We start from the raw sequence: 14,773 nt of genomic DNA, 5'->3' as shown, positions 1-14,773 counted from the left end.
GATGGCACAGCACAAGGAACTGGGAACGGGACCCGCGGGCCGTCGGCGCGCGACCAAGGTGCTTCCGGTTGACGACGAGGTGATCGACGAGCCGGGACCGGAGGACGCAGACGGTGCGCGCGCCTGGCGTGAGCGGCTCCGGGACCGTGCCCGCGGGTTCTTCGGTGAGAAGACCCGGAAGCGGATGGCAGACCGTGAGCGCGTGTACCGGATCGACGTCGACCGGGCCGATGACGAGAGCGAGGGCCTGGATCAGCGCGAGCAGCTGCTCAAGCTCCGGGCGGAGACGCGGCTTGCCGGTGAGAAATACATGGCCTCGCTGCGGGACTCGAAGCTGCTGGTGCCCGGCTTCAACGACGAGGAGCGGACGCAGGATCTCGGCGTCATGCACCACGTCTACATGCAGATGATGATGCAGTCGTGTCTCAAGCCGCTCTCGCGCGGAGTGAATGCCAACTCGATCATCCAGGCGGTCGGCATGGTGATGACGATGCGGATGCTCGCCCCGGACTTCAAGAAGGAGATGGACAGCTACCTCCAGCCTCTCAAGGACAAGATCCAGGAACGCATCGACACCAGGACCCGCAGCATGTTCGCCTCTGCCGAGAGCGGCATCGCGCACCGGCAGAGGATCTTCAAGGACGTACCGAGCGATGCCCGGCGCGAGCGCCTCATCGGCAGCACGGATCCGCGTAACCACCTGACGAAGAAGTGGCTCAAGCGCTTCGACGCCATGCAGCACCGTGAGCGCGGCCACCGGGAGATGTTCACCCCGGACTCGGCAGCCATGACCGAGGTCGCGCTCATGGAGAACGCCTTCTGGAAGATGCGTGAGCCGGGCGCGGACGCCGGCCTGATCCGCGACAGCTACCGGGCGATGCGCAAGCGGCTGCACGAGCAGATGCGCGAAGACGGCCTGGAGCGCCAGGAGGTCGTCCAGCGCGCGCGAATGATCATCGGCGAGCGGATGGAGTACGAGCCCGAGCTGCGCACGATGTTCAACGGCGTGGCCCACGGCCGGATCGTCAAGGCTCCCGCGCACGAGGAGCGGATCGCAGGCTCCGACCGGGTCCGCACGGTCTGGAGCGGGGAGTTCGACGACCAGCTGGGTCAGCGTCTGCCCGAGGACGGGATGTTCACGCTGCGCCGGCCCATGGATGCGGACGCCCACCAGGTCCAGCTCGCCGAGACGATGAAGACCTCGCTGCTCGACGCGCTGGGCCGCGGCGACCAAGAGGGCTACGGGGGCAACATGCTCGGCTACCTGGTCGGCTTCGCGGCACAGAAGCAGGGCCTGGACACCAGCGGACTGCCCGACACGCTCCAGCACCGCCTGGACCAGTCCGAGGTGATGATCGCGAGCATGGACATCGACGGCCTGCCGCCCGAGGAGCAGCAGCGGGTCTACTCCAACGCTTACGTCGACGCGATGGAGGCGGTGAACGAGAAGTACCCGGATCTTGAGGCCGAGCTGAAGCGGAGCCTCGGGGAGAACTGGCAGCAGACGCTGCAGACGGCGGTCGACGACCCGGGTGCCTTCTTCGAGGAGCAGCGGCTCAAGCCGCGGTCGCGCCCTACGGGTCCGTCGTCCGAGCAGGAGGCCGGCCCGCAGAACGAGAGCCCGAACGCTGAGGCCGATTCCGAGGACTACCAGCCCGCCTGAGGGCGATCCGAGAACACGAACAAGGAGCAGGAGGAAGGGCCATGAGCCAGGAACAGAATGAGGGACAGCAGGTCAGGTTCGGCTCACGTTTTGCGCGGATGTTCGGCTACGTCACGCCGGAGGACCGGAGCCGATGGGAGCAGCAGCGGGCGCAGAACAAGCCGAACGTCAACGCGATCAAGCAGGGCACGAAGTCGGCGCTGGGCTCGATGATGGAGTTCGGGGAGCGCAACATCGGCGCGAAGCTCGATGCCGCCCACCGCGTAGCGGCGCAGCAGCGGTTCGAGGAGTCCCACGACAGGGTCGTGAACCAGCGCCGCGATCCGAACACGCGGAACATCATCGAATCGGTCGACTACGAGCCCAAGGACGACCGGGAGGAGATCGAGCCGGATCTGGAGCTCTAGCCGAATGGGCCAAGACAAGCGTAGCGAGTGGCACTCTATAAGCCCGTCTCTCCTTCTCGACTCGTTACTATCTTCGATAGACTGGTTTCTCAGCGAAACCGCGTCATGAAGGACGACAGGACAGGGTGAGGGTATGGAGACGACGACGAATCCGCGTGTCAGTAAGCGCGAGTTCATCTCTCGGGTCGCGACTCGCAGCGGGTTGCCGATCCGGGTGGTGAACAAGGTGTACGAGTCGCTGCTCGGCGAACTCACGGGCGCAGTCAGCTGCGGAGAGACGGTCGTGCTCACGAGCTTCGGCCGCTTCTACCGACAGGACCACAAGGGCCACAAGGTGCGCTTCGGCAAGAGCAACGTCGACGACTACGTGGTGCTGAAGTTCTCCGCGTCGAGCAGCTTCAACCGCCGGCTCGGCGGCGATGAGGACGAGATCTCACCGGAGACCTACGGGATGATCGAGGATGCCGACGAGTTCGAGAACGTCATTGAGGATCGTGAGCTACGGGCCGCGTCGTAGGCAACGAGGAGTCAGCAGAAACAGAGAACCCCCGTGATGCACAGGCATCACGGGGGTTCTCTTTATGGCGGGACGAGCCCAGTTGCGACGCTCAGCCGTCGGCGATGGCAAAGATCAGCACGAGCACGATGACCAGGACGATGAGCACGCCAGCCCCGGCGAGGAGGTGCTCCCACCCCAGCGGCGAGTTGATCCAGCCCATGAAGTCGTTCACAGGCCGGCGACGGTGCTCGCGATCGAGGCGAAGAAGCCGGTGACCCATCCGCCGATGACCGCCAGACTGACGCCGCCGATCAGACCGAGAGCGATGATGGCACGAGCACTCTTGAACATGGTCCTGCACATGACGCCCCGCACTACTTCCGGTCCTCGAAGAGCAGGTAGTACAGCCCGATGTGCGGGATGACGAGGGCCGCCAGCGCGATCCAGGCCCGCCCCGGGTCCTCGACCACCCAGCCGATGAAGTCCCTGACGGGTCCGACGTAGGCCAGTACGGGGGCGAACAGCTCAGTGCGGAAGATGACGTGGAAGATGCCATAGGCCATGCCGAGGGCGATCGCCAGTCCGATGCCGCGCCGTACGAAGAGGGCGCAACGAGGACTGATCAACCGGCGGCGTCCCGCGGTTGTGCTGGACTGGGGTTCAGCATCCAGAGCTGCCGCCTGGGTCACTGGCTCGTAGTCGTACATCGCCACCATCTCGCTCTTATCAAATAGCCATTACCTCCATTCTATGAGAAACCATCAATGGTCAGAAGAATCGCGAATTACAGGTCACTCGAACTGGAGGTCAGGCTCATCCGCGGATGGCGTGCCGAAGCTGCTGATCGAGCGCTGTCGGGGTCGTGAGGGACTCGCGATCGGCTCGCGCTGCGCAGCCAGCTCGGCGAGAGTGAAGCCCACGGGGCGACCGAGGCGCTGGCCGGCCATGTAGTAGGCCTGCCCGTTCGCGCGTTCACCCAGGGCGATGATCTCGCGGGTGACGGGCTCGCCCGGGCGCTGGGGCGCGCGCTCCCGCCAGACGATCCGGTGCGAGGGCTTCGCATTCGGATCCGCGCCGACGTACGTGGTCTCGCAATCAGAGAGGTCGGGATAACTGGGCATGTACTCCAGCGGGTGCGTGCTCGGCGCGCCCTGCTGGATCCGGCCCAGCTGGTTGAGAGCCACGCGCAGGAGCCGGTCCTCCGGTCCATGAGGGTGCATCACCGCGGCGTCGTGGAGCGTCTGGAGGTCCTGCTTGAGACCGGTCGTCGGCAGAAGGCGGACGGGAGACCGGCGCTCACTCATCACGCTTCTCCTGCTGGGCAGCACGATGCCCATCCGCCCACTGCTGACCGAGCGGGCCAAGGCTCTCGGCGAGCTCTTCGATGGTCATGCTCGCCTCGCCGGAAGCGTCGGCCTCCTGGGTGCGACGGGAGAGCTCGGCCTGGAAAGCAGCCTCAGCGTGGACGTGGGCCGCGTGGTCGTACTTCATGAGGCGCACGAACGCGGCGAAGGGGATGATCGCGGCCTCGGGCTTGTTGCCGTCCCCGAAGATCAGCGGCGTGATCTCGCCGCGGCGATAGAGGTTCAGCATCGTGGCGAGGTCCTCGCGCCTGAGCTGGTCGGTCGGGACGACATTGACGGAGAACTTCGGGAGCTCGGCGTCGGGAGTGCCGTTGTCGTGAGCGTTGCTGTTGTGAGTCATAGCTTCAGCCTAATCAGTCAGGAATAGCTTGTCATCGACTCGCATACGACTTTGTTCGCCGAGTCGATAAGGACATCGAATGGTCGATCGCTCCGCCTCTGAGAGACGGAGCGGTTAGGGGAAAGAAGAGACCCGTGCCCCAGTCCCGCACGGTGCGGAGCCGGGGCACGGGCCCTGATGGATGGACGGTCGCGACTTCAGAAGTTCCCCTCGTCGGTGAGGTCGACGGTGAGGTCAGCGCCCTCGTCGGGGCGCAGCAGCGCGAGAGTACCGAGCGCCGCGGACAGAACCTCGTCATCCAGGTCGGCAGTCCCGGCCGGGGGTAGAGGGGCGGGCGGCCTGCTCGTCGCGGACGGCCATGGGCAGCATGGCGGCAGCCTGCGACCGGTAGTCCTCCAGGCCCTGGGCGTACGTCCCGGCCGCGGTGATCCAGCCGTACCGGGCGGAGTGCAGGCGGCCGGCCCGGAACGTGTAGCCGGTCAGCCGACCGCGCTCGGTACGCTCGGCCTGGAATGCCTCGGCGTGCGGGTACGTGCGTTCCACGCGGGCGCGGGCCTGGTCCTCGGTCAGCTCGTCCGGCTGCGGGCGGTCGCACAGGCCGCACAGGCCGCACAGGCGGGTGTTGGGCACGCCGTCGACCACCTCGTCCACCTCTATGACCACGTACACGCAGCACTCCCGGCACGGCACGTCCACGCGGCGCACGCGCCGGCGGAACTCCAGCCGGTCTTCGAGCGTGAAGCGGAGCGGCCCGGCGCTGATGCCGTCCAGGACCAGCCACACGTGAGCGTTGGTGGTCTTGTCCACCTGGAGACCCTTGACCTCCATCGCCTGGCCGTCGACCACTACCAGGTCGCCGTCCTTGGCGTGGCAGGCCAGGCCGCGGGGGCGCGGCGGGTGGTAGAAGACGGCCGTGGTGTCGCGCATGGTCAGCTCCTCGCGGCTGCCGCGTGCGGGGCGGCAGCTCCCCGGCCACACCCACATGACGCCCTGCTGGCGGTCGTGCTGGGCGAGCTTGCCGGAGGGCAGCAGGGGCGCGGTGTGGTCGTCGTAGCCGCACAAGCCGGTCGGGCCGTCGTACTCGGCCGGGCCGTGGAACGGCACGGCCAGGCGGCTGCGCACCTCGACGGCGGCGGCCTGGGTCACCCGGCCGTCCGTGCCCGTGTACGCCTCGGCACGCAGGACGGCGCGGCGTCCCTGGACCTTCCAATCCTGGTCGACCTGCTCGGCGACCTCCATCACCTGGGTGACCGGCACGCCCAGTTCGCCGGCGATTTCGGCGACCTCCACGGGCCACGCCTGGGCCACGGCGTCCTTGGCGGCGTCCAGGTCGTGGTGGAACCCGACCTTGCCGTCGCGGCGCTCAGCGTAGGGGGCCCAGGCGGCGTAGCGGCCGCGGCGCATGCGGGCGCCCTCATCGTGGACGGTGCCCAGGAAGGTGCCGCCGCGGACGACGGCCCAGCGGGCGGCGCCGTCCGACTCCAGGCGCACTGTGTCCGGGTCCAGGGCGGCGGCCATGCACTCCAGAACCTCGGTGGGCTCGGCGGTCACCACGGCGATGTGCTCAGCCATGGGGGCGTCGTCCAGGCCGGTGCGGCGGGCGAGGAGGGCGGCCTGGTCAGCCTGCCACCGGTACTCGCTGCCGTCGCCCTGGCTGATGATGTTGCGGACGGACACCCAGTGGTAGTGGGCGCGGGCGCCGTGGCCGGTGCGGAACGTCCAGGCGATACGCTCGCCGTCCGGCAGGTCGACCGGCTGGAAGGCGTGGGCGGTGGCGAGGCTGGCCAGGACGAGCGTCCGGGCAGCGACCTCGGTCACCAGCTCCTGACGGCGCGCCTGGTCGTCCTGGTCGGCGCGGTGAAGGACGTGGGGGGCGACCAGGTCGGCGCCGCCGTCGTCCCAGCGCACGGCCTGGTAGGCGTAGGGGGCGGCGCCGTCCGCCACGCCGAACGTGGTGCCGGTGCGCTCGGTGTCCTTGGCGCGCATGACCACCCGGGTGCCGTCCGTGTAGTAGGTCAACTCCGGGTCGAACATGGTTGCGGTCGTGACGGTGTCGGCATCCAGGGGGCGCACGCGCCGCTCGATGTCGGCGACCTTGGCGGCCTGGTCGTCCTCCGCTGGGGCTGCCGGGGTCTGCTCGGCGGCGCCGGCGGCGGGGGCCTCGGTCTCGGCCGGCGGCTCGGTAGCCAGGACCTCCACGGCGCGCTTGCAGGGGCCGCACGCCTTGCGGTCGGCGGCCTCCTGGGCGGTCAGCTCCCGGGACACCAGTCGACCGCAGCCGATGGTGTGGGAGTGGAACGTGTCCTTGCGGACGTAGTGCACGGCCTTGCCATTGCCGACCTGGGCTGGGGCGGTGGTGATCGCGGACATGACGCGGTTCTCCTGGTGGGTAGTGAAAGCAAAGGGGTGCAGGGCGGCGCGCATGGTTCCTGTGGCGCGCGGGCCAGAAGCGCTGCGGCGAGGCGCCCTCGGGCGACCCCCTAGGCCACGCGCGCCCCGCCGTTTCGGTGTACGGGGTCAGTCGGTGAGGTCGACGGCGAGGTCCGCGCCTTCGTCGGGGCGCAGCAGCCCGGCGAGAGTGCCGAGCGCGGCGGACAGGACATCGTCGTCCAGGTCGACGGTCGCAAGCCCGCCCTCGTCCTCGTGCTTGTTCTCGTCTTCGTGCAGCTCCACGTCGTGGAGGCGGTAGTCGGCATGGCCCATGCCCAGCTTGGAGTCAGAGGCCGCGAAGACGGCATGCGTGTAGCGGGGGCCGTCGGTCGGCGTGAGCAAGCGGACCCGGCGGGCGATCGTGTCGCGCAGGGCGGCTTCCTCGGCCTCGGCGACGGTCTCCCGCAGCTCGGTCAGCATCACCGGGCCCACGGCGTCCAGGAGTGCCCGCAGGGCGGTCTTGCGGGCCCGTGCGCGGGCGTAGTCGGTGGCAACCTGGGCGCAGCACTGCGCGCGCCAGCACACGCAGCGGTGGCAGTCGAGACAGTTCTGGGCCCGGTCGCAGCCGCACCGGCAGTCGAAGGGGCGGCAGTGGGCACCGTGTTCCGTCTTCGGTGCGGCGGGGATGGCGGCCAGGGAGCGGGATATCTCGGTGAAGTCGCGGTTCTCGTCCACGAGATCTGCGGCCAGAACCTGGCCATCATCGCGGAGCTCCCCCGCAAGGTCATCGCAGGTCTGGCGGCGGACCACGAGGGCGTACGCCTCGACCTGCGCACCGACGAGCAGCGGCCCAGGACCCGGGACCTCCGGAGTGCCGCCGGGGGTGGGGGTTTTATCGGGTGAGGACATGGTCTGTATCCGTTCGGGTAGTGACCCCGCGGGCAGGCCGGGCCCACCCACGGGGCGAGTGCGGGGGCCAGGGTCTGGCCGTTTACGGCGGGGTGGGTCAGGTCGATGACCTCTGGCCGTCCAGCGGGGCCGGTGTGGGCCGGGACAAGGCCGCCTGTAACCCGTCCAGCCGCGCGTACAAGGTGCCTTCGGTCACGACGAGCTGCTCCGGTTGGCGTTGGATGGCTGCACGCCCTTCAGCACGGCAAGTTCCCGCTGTACCGCGGTCAACTTGGCCAGGTACTCGGCGGCCTGCATCTTCCAGTCCGCTGGCACGTCCGGCCGCGGAAGGACCCGGCCGGTCATGAAGCGGTCCCAGCCTTCCAGCGCGTACTCCAGGTCCCGGATACGAGCCCGCAGCCCGTCCGGGTCACGGTCCTGCCGTAGTTCGGCTACCTCGTCCTTGAGACGCCGTACGTCGCCGGCAGTGCGCAGCTTCTGGCGTTCCTTGCCCTTGTCGAAGCCGCGGCCAAAGGCGGCACGGCGTTCCTCGCGGGAGCACCCCTGGATCCACGGCGCCAGGTGCGCGGCCGCGTCCCAGTGTTCCTGGGCGCGTTCGGGGTCTTCCTGCTCGAGCTCGGCCAGGGGCCGGTAGTCGTACTGGCGGGCCAGCTGGTCGGCCAGGCGCTCCAGTTGGGACGGCAGGGTGATGTCATCCTCGGTAGGATGGCCGGTGGCAGAGGCGATCCGGTCTGCCTTCTGCTGGAGGGACTCCGGGAGCCGCTCGGCGTTGACCGGGTCGTCCGGCAGGCTGTCCTGCAATTCCTGCCTCCTCTGTTCATCCATCACGGCTCCTCCACGCTGTCATTGATGCGTTCGATGGAGAGACCGAGCAGTTGAGGGTTGATGGTGAAACTGCGGCCGTCCGAGGTGCGAACGGTGAAGCCCAGGCTGCGGTTGCCTGCGCTGGACCACTGCCAGGCGTCGACGACTTCGGCTCCGAAAGGTGACGCGGACCTTGGGGCTCTTGCGGGGGAGCGCGCGGGTCCTGGCCTCTTCGTCGCTGAGCGCGTGCAGGGGGCGCCGCTTCGGAGCGTGCAACGGTGACCTGGGTGGGGCGCAGACTCGGCACAGGAGTCTTACAGCGGCAGGCGGGGTCCTGCACCTTCTAGGACTTGCGGCAGCGCGAGCGGTACCAGACCAGCGGCGTGGTCTCGGGAAGCTGGGAGGTCATCGCTGGTCTTCCTTCGGCTGCGGGTCGGTGATCGGTGCGAGGTAGCCGTGCATCCGCCGTACGTACTTGATGCTGTGCTCGTCCCACCGGTGCCTGACCGCGACCTCCTGGAGGGTGCGGTCGTCCCAACCGATGAGGATCGCCCACAGGTAGGCGTCGATCCGGTCGACTGTCCAGTCGCGGTGATCCAGGAAGTCGGCCGACGTCCGCATCATGTTGCGGACCGCGGCGATGGCGCTGGATACGCCGCCGAGGGTCTGCCGGTGCCAGTCCCAGGCCTTGAACATGGCCTGCGCGGCGTCGTAGGTCTCCGCACGGTCGTGCTCGGTGTCTTCGACGGCCTCGTACAGCTCGCGCAGGCTGTCCTCGGTGTGCTCCTCCAGCGGGAGCCGGCCGAGCTTCTCAGCGAGCGAGACAGGGGCCTCGAGCTGGCCCGTGGCGAGCAGGAGATGTTCCTCCCACAGGGGGCGCAGGAGACCGCCGTACGTCTGCGGGCGGGACATCCACTCGCATGCGCAGGCCACCATCCACCGTCCGTTGGACAGGTCCACGGTGCGGGGCAGGTGCGCGGTGACGGCATCGAGGTGCTCGGGGCAGATGCTGCCCGTGGCGGGCCCGCGGGTTACCTGCCGCCATCCCTCCCCTGACCACTCGGGGCGGGCCGGCTGGCCGCCGGTGAGCGTGGCGAAGTGGTCGTACTGCTTCAGGCAGCCCGGTGTCAGGCAGGTGCGCAGGCCCATCGTGATGTGCAGACCAGCGAGTTCGCGCCGCAGGTCGACGAGTTCCTCCGGAGTGATCGTGTCTGCGGTCGGCTGATCGGTCACGCGCTGGTCCTTTCGCAGGTGGGGTGGCGGTGGGCGGCGGTGCCGATGGCGTGCGGGTAGTCATAGAGGCCGGGCATGGGCTTCCACGTCTCGCCATGCGCCCCGCATGTTTGCAGCGCCAGCGTTCGCCGCCGTCGATCTCCTCGAGGTCGAACGTCCCTCCGTATCGAGGCTGGTGCTTCAGTCGGCTCCCGGAGCAGAGCCAGGGAACTCGCGCACGACGGAGACCAGGAGCGGCACGAGGGTGTCGAACGGGCCAGTTGCGTGCTGTTTCCCGTGCGGGGAGGCACTGTGGAAAAGAGCAACAGGGGCCTCCGGCAGGGTTCCGGACTCGCCGCACTTGGGGCACGCCCAGGTCCAGCCGACGACGGGAGCGTGGACGATCTGGCCGTCCTGGATGATCCAGTCGAAGCGGTCGGCCAGCCTGTGCTCGTCGGAGGCGACGGAATCGGCGTCGAACAGCTCGTCGGGCACGGTGAGTTCAGGCATCGGTGGGCTCCTCTCGGCTGGTAGTGGGCCCCGGCAGCGCCGGGGCATCGAATGACGAGCTTTCGATGGAGGGCTCGGCACCCGTCAGCCGGACAACCTCCAGGACGTGGGCCTCGATGTCGGCGCGGGCCTGGGCGACGACCTGCTCGCCGGCCTCCACGAGTGAGTCGACGGTGAACTGGGCGTTGCTGCCCGCACCGGCGACGGCGTTCTCCAGTGCGTTGAGTGCCTCCTTGGTGGCTCTCACGCCCTTCTTCTCGTGGATCGCCTCGTGCAGTGCCGCCGTGGCGGCCTTGACACGGGCGTACATCCGGTCGGTGACCTCGCGGACCTCCCGCAGGCTCTCGGCGGTGCGGGGCTGATGAGGGATCTCGGGCACGAAGGCGTCGTGCTCGGTACACCGGATGGTCACCGGCACGCCGCTGCCGAGCCCCATGGAGGACACGAGCGAGCCCCACTGCGCGAGGCTCATCTCGATCTCCACGAGCTCTCGGCCTGGATGAACCCAGTCGTGGTTGAGGTCGCGTTTGCGCGTGGCCTGGTGGACCGAGAGCGAGATCGTCTCGTTGTGGAGCAGGTCGGACTGGAACAGCGAACGACCTCCGCCGCTCCTCCGTGTCACGACCGCGACGCCGAAGGCGGGGTGGACCTCATCGCCGCTCGCCGTGTCGATCGCTGGGGTCTGAACCGGACGGGAGGTCATGCCGGCACCGCCTCGGGCGTCTCAACCTGCTGGGCCTGGTGCTCGCGGTAGAACCGCACAGCAAGGTCGATGCAGTAGCAGGTGAAGAGGAAGTGGATGTCGTAGCCGCGCAGGTCCCACTCCCAGGTGTCCTCGCCGAAGATCTCGGAGTTCTCATGCAGCCACTCGCGCGCCTCGTGCTCGTCGTCGGCGTGCATCCGGGCCTCGGCGAGGATCTCGGCAGCACGCTCGGCAGGCGACTGCTCGGAGACAGGCCCATCGGCGAGTTCGGACCAGTCGAACTCGGAGTCGAGCTTCTCGAACTGCTCGTCCGAGAGGTTGCCGGCTGCCCAGAGCTCGACGTCGCTGAGTTCCTTCCTCCAGTGCGCCCGGAGGCGCTCCTGCATTGTCGCTTCGTCCAGGCCGCGCAGTTCGTGCAACCTGAGCAGGAGCGCGAGCTGCCGTTCACGGAAGTGCTGCGCCTCGTCGCCGAGGCCCTCGCGTTCGCCGAGATCGTCCTTGACGTGCCGCAGGAACACATCCGGGTCGTACTTCTTCACCTCGTGCGCGCGGCCGCCACAGAGCTTCTCGGCCCAGTAGCGCACGTCGATGCTCGGCGCGCCGTCGGAGTAGTAGTCGCGGCACCTCCTGGAGACGCTAAGGAAGTCGATCATGTCCAGTTCGCGGGTGAACATGTAGCCGTCGGCGATGTCGCCGGACGTGGCCAGGTGCCCCGGCCAGGTGGTGATGTCCCAGGACCACGTGCGCGTGCCGGGCTTCTGGATTCGCAGATGGCGGTAGAGACCCTCGTCGTGAAGAACTACGAGTTGGTGCTCGGCGGTCTCACTCAGAAAGTCCGAGTAGGCCTGGGCGTAGGGGTTTGTCGGTTTGGTCATGGCGGGTGTGCTGCGCTTTCTCTGAGGCGCGGGGGGATGTTGTGGATATGGCGGCGAGCACGACGGCGTGACGATGCAGGGGTCTCCGTCGGACGGAGACCCCTGCATGTCGTACGGGGCTCAGCTGACGAGCACACTCCGCTTCTCCTGGACCTGGAGCGTCTCGAGGGCGGTGTCGGCCACTTCCTTCGCAGGCGCGTCCAGCGGCATCTCGCGCTCGTACCTATGGCCCCAGGCGAAGTCCTGGAACTTCTCGGTGTTGGTGAGCGTGACGGCCTTAACGGGATACGACCCGTGTAGGAGCCAGACGTTTACGGTGTCGCTGTGAACCGATCCGCCAGCGGCCGGGGTGGTCTCGCATCCGGACTGTTCAAGGTGGTACTTGAGCTGGTTGACCAGGTGCTGCACGTCATGGGTCGTGCCGGTCGTGGTCAGTCCTCGTTCTCCTCTTCGCCCACCTCGCCGGTCCCTTCGTTGACGTATGTGGCGAGGAAGCTGTCGTCGAGCGGATCGATGGTGTGTTCCTCATCAAACTCCTCGCGGTACTCGCGGGGATCGCGGCCTCCGGGGTGGTTGCGTACCTTGCCGATGGTGTCGGCGATCCATGCGAGGGTGGCACCGGACCAGTCCGGCGAGGTGCCAAGGCCGAGCGCGATCGCGTCGACCACGTCGGTGTCAGTGAGGGGCGTGCTGGCTCCGCGGCTGTTCGCCCGGGAGAGCGGCAGTTCGTAGTCCGGGATGAAACCCATGCCGACGAGCACGCTCTCGGGCAGCTTGTAGGCGTCCCAGATCGCTTGGGTCGCGTTCGTGGGACTGCCGCCGTTAGAGGGCCCGCCGGAGATGTAGAGCCTGTAGTTGGCGACCGTGAGGAACGTCGTCTCCCGGGAGTCGAGGGCCTCTTCGAGTTTGTTGATAACCACGAGACCGGCACGCCGGGCGTACTCGATGAGCACTTCACCGTCTTCGTCGACGAGGCCGGACTCGCTGTCCAGGTCCGGCAGCAGCTCTTCCAGTTCAGCCTCATGCTCGTCGAAGGTGAAGAGCGAGGGGTCTTCGATCTTCTCGAGCAGCTGACGGCCGCGGTCGAAGTTCGGCGGTTCGGCGCTTTCGGCCGGAAATGCGATGGTGGCGATGAGCATGCTCGCGCCCATGATGATCTGCCCCTTCAGGTTCGTACCCTGGGCCGACCGACAGCCAGCCCAGGGCTGCGTTGTCAGCTGGTCTTCTTCGGCTTCGCGACGCGGCATGGGCCGGGACCTTCACAGCACGCGGTCTCTCCGGGGTTGTCCCACTGACAGGTCGGGCAGCGCCAGAGAACGCCGGCCGCGAACGCCGCTTCCCGGATTGCCTGATCCTGGTGGTCATCGGCTGCGTCGAGCAGCCTGGTCAGCAGATCCCGCTTGGCGGTGCCCTCTGCACTGTCATCCAGCACCACGTCGTCTTCGACCTCCACGCGCAGCGGCACAGTGCCGTCAGGACGGACCAGCCGGTCTTCCGCGGAGTCGAGGTGCACGGAGACCCGGACGGCACCGGCCTCGTGGTCGAGGTAGGCAAACACCAGGACGCCGTCGACCTCGACGCAAGGGAGGTCGTTGTCGTCGGTCTGCGGGTGGAAGGTGGCGTCCCGGTTCGCCTGCTCGCTCGCACCCTCATTGGGGAAGTGGTAGTCGAACGGCACGATGCGGGTCCGCCCGCGCCTGGCGATGTCCTCGGCGTAGAGGTTGTATCCCTCGTCCGGGCGGCTATTGCGCTCGGGGCCGTAGTAGAGCCGGACAGCCGCGCGGTCGTCCGTGGGTGGCTGGTCGGGGATGCCTTCCTTGCTTAGGAGGTTGTCCCAGACTCCGCGTACGTACCCGGCGAGACCGGCCAGCGCGGAGTTCTTGTCCACATGAAGCGTCATCTCGTTCTCGTGGCGATCCCAGCGGCGTAGCACCCACGCCTGCCCTGCCGGACGCGGGCCGATGAAGGTCACTACTTCGGGGTGGAAAGGCTCCTGGCCAGCATGTTCGGCGAGCCGCAGCTCGCGTGCTCGGTTGAGGGTGTCCTGCTGGTGCGCAGAAAGATCGCTGGGGTCGACGTCCTCCCACAGCTCCACAGCGGTCTTCACGAGGCACTCGATGTCCAGCGGGTTGAAGCGTGCAGCAATCACGGGGTTCTCCCTGAGGGGTGGCTCAGCTCCAGCTCTGACGATCGCCCTTGCTCATCGCGAGGAGAGCGGCGTGGTCGGCAAGGTTCCTGGGCGGGCTGGGCCGGTGAGTGAAGGGGCTACAGACACCTGAGTGATCGGTGCCTAACATGCAGTCGAACGGGGTCGGTCGGCACTGCTCGGGCAGAAACTCAGTGCTCACCTTGGAGGGCTTGGCCTGGCACTTGCCGGACAGATGTCCTTCGGACCACTCCCAGTTGTCGCGTTCCTGGTTCTCCGGGGAGGTGTAGCGAGCGGCGGTGTCGCGCTTCGCGCCTCAACTCAGGCAGATGATTCAGGCCATGAGTTTGCTGCTGATGCGTGTCGGGGTGGTCAGTACCTCTTGCGCCGGCGCGCGAGACGCCAGCGGTAGAGGGGGCTCGGCACGCGGTTGGACTTCCGCCGGTTGTGCTCGCCGCAGAGCGACTGGCCGTTCCACAGTTCAGTCGGCCCGCCACGGCTCCAGGGGTGTATGTGATCGGCCTCGGTCCCCGGTGCCAGGCACCGGAACCAAAGGGGTGGCTTGTGCTCGCACCGGCCATTGGCCTGGCGGATGAGCTGCTGCTTCTGGGACCAGGTGAAAAGCCGGGTGGGATCCCGCCAGCGCCGCTTACGGCCAACGCCGATGGCGAGGCACAGGATGCCGAGCGCAGCGACGGCCAAGCAGGCGAGCAGCACAGTCGAATCTGGCTGCATGGCACTCAGCGCAGGCCGTTGCCGAAGGCGATCAGCTCACACCTGGTCGCCCAGAACAGGTCCTCGGAGTCGATAACCATGACGAGACGGGCCTTGCCGAGGCAAAGGCTGGCCCTTCGAGGCTCACGATGCTCTGCGCCGGGTTCGGGCTCGGAGACGATGCGGTACTTGGGCATGGTCGAAGGCTGCTTTCTGTACAGGAACGCGTGAGCCGGACAGCGAACCGCCGAGGAGGA

General features: G+C 67.8%; 20 protein-coding genes. 3 read left to right on the top strand and 17 right to left on the bottom strand.

The features are described from left to right. Position 1: 1 nt before the first annotated feature. The 3 genes from ACGF2Y_RS01605 (at position 2) to ACGF2Y_RS01595 (ending at position 2,587) form a co-directional block, all read left to right on the top strand. The gene (locus ACGF2Y_RS01605; protein WP_392942199.1) at positions 2-1,663 is read left to right on the top strand and encodes a hypothetical protein; all 1,662 of its coding nucleotides are present in this window, start codon (positions 2-4) and stop codon (positions 1,661-1,663) included. Positions 1,664-1,704: 41 nt separating this feature from the next. After that, positions 1,705-2,070 (top strand): hypothetical protein, encoded by a 366-nt coding sequence (locus tag ACGF2Y_RS01600; RefSeq protein WP_006379250.1) that lies wholly within the window; start codon positions 1,705-1,707, stop codon positions 2,068-2,070. Between the two features lie 133 nt (positions 2,071-2,203). Next, positions 2,204-2,587: an HU family DNA-binding protein gene (locus ACGF2Y_RS01595; protein ID WP_030214098.1), complete on the top strand. Its 384-nt coding sequence runs from the start codon at positions 2,204-2,206 to the stop codon at positions 2,585-2,587. A gap of 91 nt (positions 2,588-2,678) precedes the next feature. Here the strand turns inward: ACGF2Y_RS01595 and ACGF2Y_RS01590 are convergent, their stop codons facing one another. The 17 genes from ACGF2Y_RS01590 to ACGF2Y_RS01510 all read right to left on the bottom strand — a co-directional run bounded on the left by ACGF2Y_RS01590 (position 2,679) and on the right by ACGF2Y_RS01510 (position 14,713). After that, on the bottom strand, positions 2,679-2,801 hold the full coding sequence (locus ACGF2Y_RS01590) for a hypothetical protein (protein WP_258039814.1): 123 nt from the start codon (positions 2,799-2,801) through the stop codon (positions 2,679-2,681). After that, the gene (locus ACGF2Y_RS01585) at positions 2,798-2,920 is read right to left on the bottom strand and encodes a hypothetical protein (protein WP_258039813.1); all 123 of its coding nucleotides are present in this window, start codon (positions 2,918-2,920) and stop codon (positions 2,798-2,800) included. Before ACGF2Y_RS01585 ends, ACGF2Y_RS01590 begins: the two co-directional genes overlap by 4 nt. A gap of 23 nt (positions 2,921-2,943) precedes the next feature. Then, positions 2,944-3,195: a hypothetical protein gene (locus ACGF2Y_RS01580; protein ID WP_146064929.1), complete on the bottom strand. Its 252-nt coding sequence runs from the start codon at positions 3,193-3,195 to the stop codon at positions 2,944-2,946. Between the two features lie 165 nt (positions 3,196-3,360). Beyond that, complete coding sequence (locus tag ACGF2Y_RS01575) at positions 3,361-3,873, bottom strand: hypothetical protein (RefSeq protein WP_266697326.1); 513 nt, start codon at positions 3,871-3,873, stop codon at positions 3,361-3,363. Then, on the bottom strand, positions 3,866-4,273 hold the full coding sequence (locus ACGF2Y_RS01570) for a hypothetical protein (RefSeq protein ID WP_334538760.1): 408 nt from the start codon (positions 4,271-4,273) through the stop codon (positions 3,866-3,868). Before ACGF2Y_RS01570 ends, ACGF2Y_RS01575 begins: the two co-directional genes overlap by 8 nt. Before the next feature lie 294 nt (positions 4,274-4,567). Further along, a complete protein-coding gene (locus ACGF2Y_RS01565; RefSeq protein ID WP_334538759.1) occupies positions 4,568-6,643 on the bottom strand; it encodes a hypothetical protein in 2,076 nt (691 codons plus the stop codon). A 147-nt stretch (positions 6,644-6,790) separates the two neighbouring features. Further along, complete coding sequence (locus ACGF2Y_RS01560; RefSeq protein WP_146064927.1) at positions 6,791-7,552, bottom strand: hypothetical protein; 762 nt, start codon at positions 7,550-7,552, stop codon at positions 6,791-6,793. Positions 7,553-7,744: 192 nt separating this feature from the next. Then, positions 7,745-8,377, bottom strand: coding sequence for a hypothetical protein (locus ACGF2Y_RS01555; protein WP_392942190.1), 633 nt, complete (start codon positions 8,375-8,377; stop codon positions 7,745-7,747). Positions 8,378-8,761: 384 nt separating this feature from the next. Next, positions 8,762-9,589, bottom strand: coding sequence for a hypothetical protein (locus ACGF2Y_RS01550; RefSeq protein ID WP_334538756.1), 828 nt, complete (start codon positions 9,587-9,589; stop codon positions 8,762-8,764). Positions 9,590-9,769: 180 nt separating this feature from the next. Then, complete coding sequence (locus tag ACGF2Y_RS01545) at positions 9,770-10,078, bottom strand: hypothetical protein (protein ID WP_334538755.1); 309 nt, start codon at positions 10,076-10,078, stop codon at positions 9,770-9,772. Then, complete coding sequence (locus ACGF2Y_RS01540; protein ID WP_392942187.1) at positions 10,071-10,781, bottom strand: hypothetical protein; 711 nt, start codon at positions 10,779-10,781, stop codon at positions 10,071-10,073. Before ACGF2Y_RS01540 ends, ACGF2Y_RS01545 begins: the two co-directional genes overlap by 8 nt. Continuing rightward, on the bottom strand, positions 10,778-11,656 hold the full coding sequence (locus tag ACGF2Y_RS01535; protein WP_392942184.1) for a hypothetical protein: 879 nt from the start codon (positions 11,654-11,656) through the stop codon (positions 10,778-10,780). Before ACGF2Y_RS01535 ends, ACGF2Y_RS01540 begins: the two co-directional genes overlap by 4 nt. 120 nt (positions 11,657-11,776) lie before the next feature. Further along, positions 11,777-12,064, bottom strand: a complete 288-nt coding sequence (locus tag ACGF2Y_RS01530; RefSeq protein WP_392942182.1) for a hypothetical protein — start codon at positions 12,062-12,064, stop codon at positions 11,777-11,779. 23 nt (positions 12,065-12,087) lie between these two features. Further along, positions 12,088-12,903 (bottom strand): hypothetical protein, encoded by an 816-nt coding sequence (locus tag ACGF2Y_RS01525; protein WP_392942179.1) that lies wholly within the window; start codon positions 12,901-12,903, stop codon positions 12,088-12,090. After that, positions 12,870-13,805: a hypothetical protein gene (locus tag ACGF2Y_RS01520; protein WP_392942176.1), complete on the bottom strand. Its 936-nt coding sequence runs from the start codon at positions 13,803-13,805 to the stop codon at positions 12,870-12,872. Before ACGF2Y_RS01520 ends, ACGF2Y_RS01525 begins: the two co-directional genes overlap by 34 nt. Positions 13,806-14,174: 369 nt before the next feature. After that, a complete protein-coding gene (locus ACGF2Y_RS01515; protein WP_392942173.1) occupies positions 14,175-14,537 on the bottom strand; it encodes an HNH endonuclease in 363 nt (120 codons plus the stop codon). Between the two features lie 5 nt (positions 14,538-14,542). Then, complete coding sequence (locus tag ACGF2Y_RS01510; RefSeq protein ID WP_392942170.1) at positions 14,543-14,713, bottom strand: hypothetical protein; 171 nt, start codon at positions 14,711-14,713, stop codon at positions 14,543-14,545. Between the last annotated feature and the right edge of the window lie 60 nt (positions 14,714-14,773).

This window comes from Streptomyces sp. NPDC048142, assembly GCF_043202835.1.
In the GTDB taxonomy this organism is placed as follows: Bacteria; Actinomycetota; Actinomycetes; order Streptomycetales; family Streptomycetaceae; genus Streptomyces.
Note: the sequence above shows the minus strand (reverse complement) of the source record. Positions and strands in the feature narration are given on the sequence as shown.

Coding starts and splice junctions, on each gene's coding strand:
- ACGF2Y_RS01535 (WP_392942184.1), bottom strand. CDS start 11,656: ATGACCAAACCGACAAACCCCTACGCCCAGGCCTACTCGGACTTTCTG.
- ACGF2Y_RS01540 (WP_392942187.1), bottom strand. CDS start 10,781: ATGACCTCCCGTCCGGTTCAGACCCCAGCGATCGACACGGCGAGCGGC.
- ACGF2Y_RS01570 (WP_334538760.1), bottom strand. CDS start 4,273: ATGACTCACAACAGCAACGCTCACGACAACGGCACTCCCGACGCCGAG.
- ACGF2Y_RS01560 (WP_146064927.1), bottom strand. CDS start 7,552: ATGTCCTCACCCGATAAAACCCCCACCCCCGGCGGCACTCCGGAGGTC.
- ACGF2Y_RS01510 (WP_392942170.1), bottom strand. CDS start 14,713: ATGCCCAAGTACCGCATCGTCTCCGAGCCCGAACCCGGCGCAGAGCAT.
- ACGF2Y_RS01595 (WP_030214098.1), top strand. CDS start 2,204: ATGGAGACGACGACGAATCCGCGTGTCAGTAAGCGCGAGTTCATCTCT.
- ACGF2Y_RS01525 (WP_392942179.1), bottom strand. CDS start 12,903: ATGCCGCGTCGCGAAGCCGAAGAAGACCAGCTGACAACGCAGCCCTGG.
- ACGF2Y_RS01555 (WP_392942190.1), bottom strand. CDS start 8,377: ATGGATGAACAGAGGAGGCAGGAATTGCAGGACAGCCTGCCGGACGAC.
- ACGF2Y_RS01605 (WP_392942199.1), top strand. CDS start 2: ATGGCACAGCACAAGGAACTGGGAACGGGACCCGCGGGCCGTCGGCGC.
- ACGF2Y_RS01575 (WP_266697326.1), bottom strand. CDS start 3,873: ATGAGTGAGCGCCGGTCTCCCGTCCGCCTTCTGCCGACGACCGGTCTC.
- ACGF2Y_RS01545 (WP_334538755.1), bottom strand. CDS start 10,078: ATGCCTGAACTCACCGTGCCCGACGAGCTGTTCGACGCCGATTCCGTC.
- ACGF2Y_RS01515 (WP_392942173.1), bottom strand. CDS start 14,537: ATGCAGCCAGATTCGACTGTGCTGCTCGCCTGCTTGGCCGTCGCTGCG.
- ACGF2Y_RS01585 (WP_258039813.1), bottom strand. CDS start 2,920: ATGTTCAAGAGTGCTCGTGCCATCATCGCTCTCGGTCTGATCGGCGGC.
- ACGF2Y_RS01565 (WP_334538759.1), bottom strand. CDS start 6,643: ATGTCCGCGATCACCACCGCCCCAGCCCAGGTCGGCAATGGCAAGGCC.
- ACGF2Y_RS01600 (WP_006379250.1), top strand. CDS start 1,705: ATGAGCCAGGAACAGAATGAGGGACAGCAGGTCAGGTTCGGCTCACGT.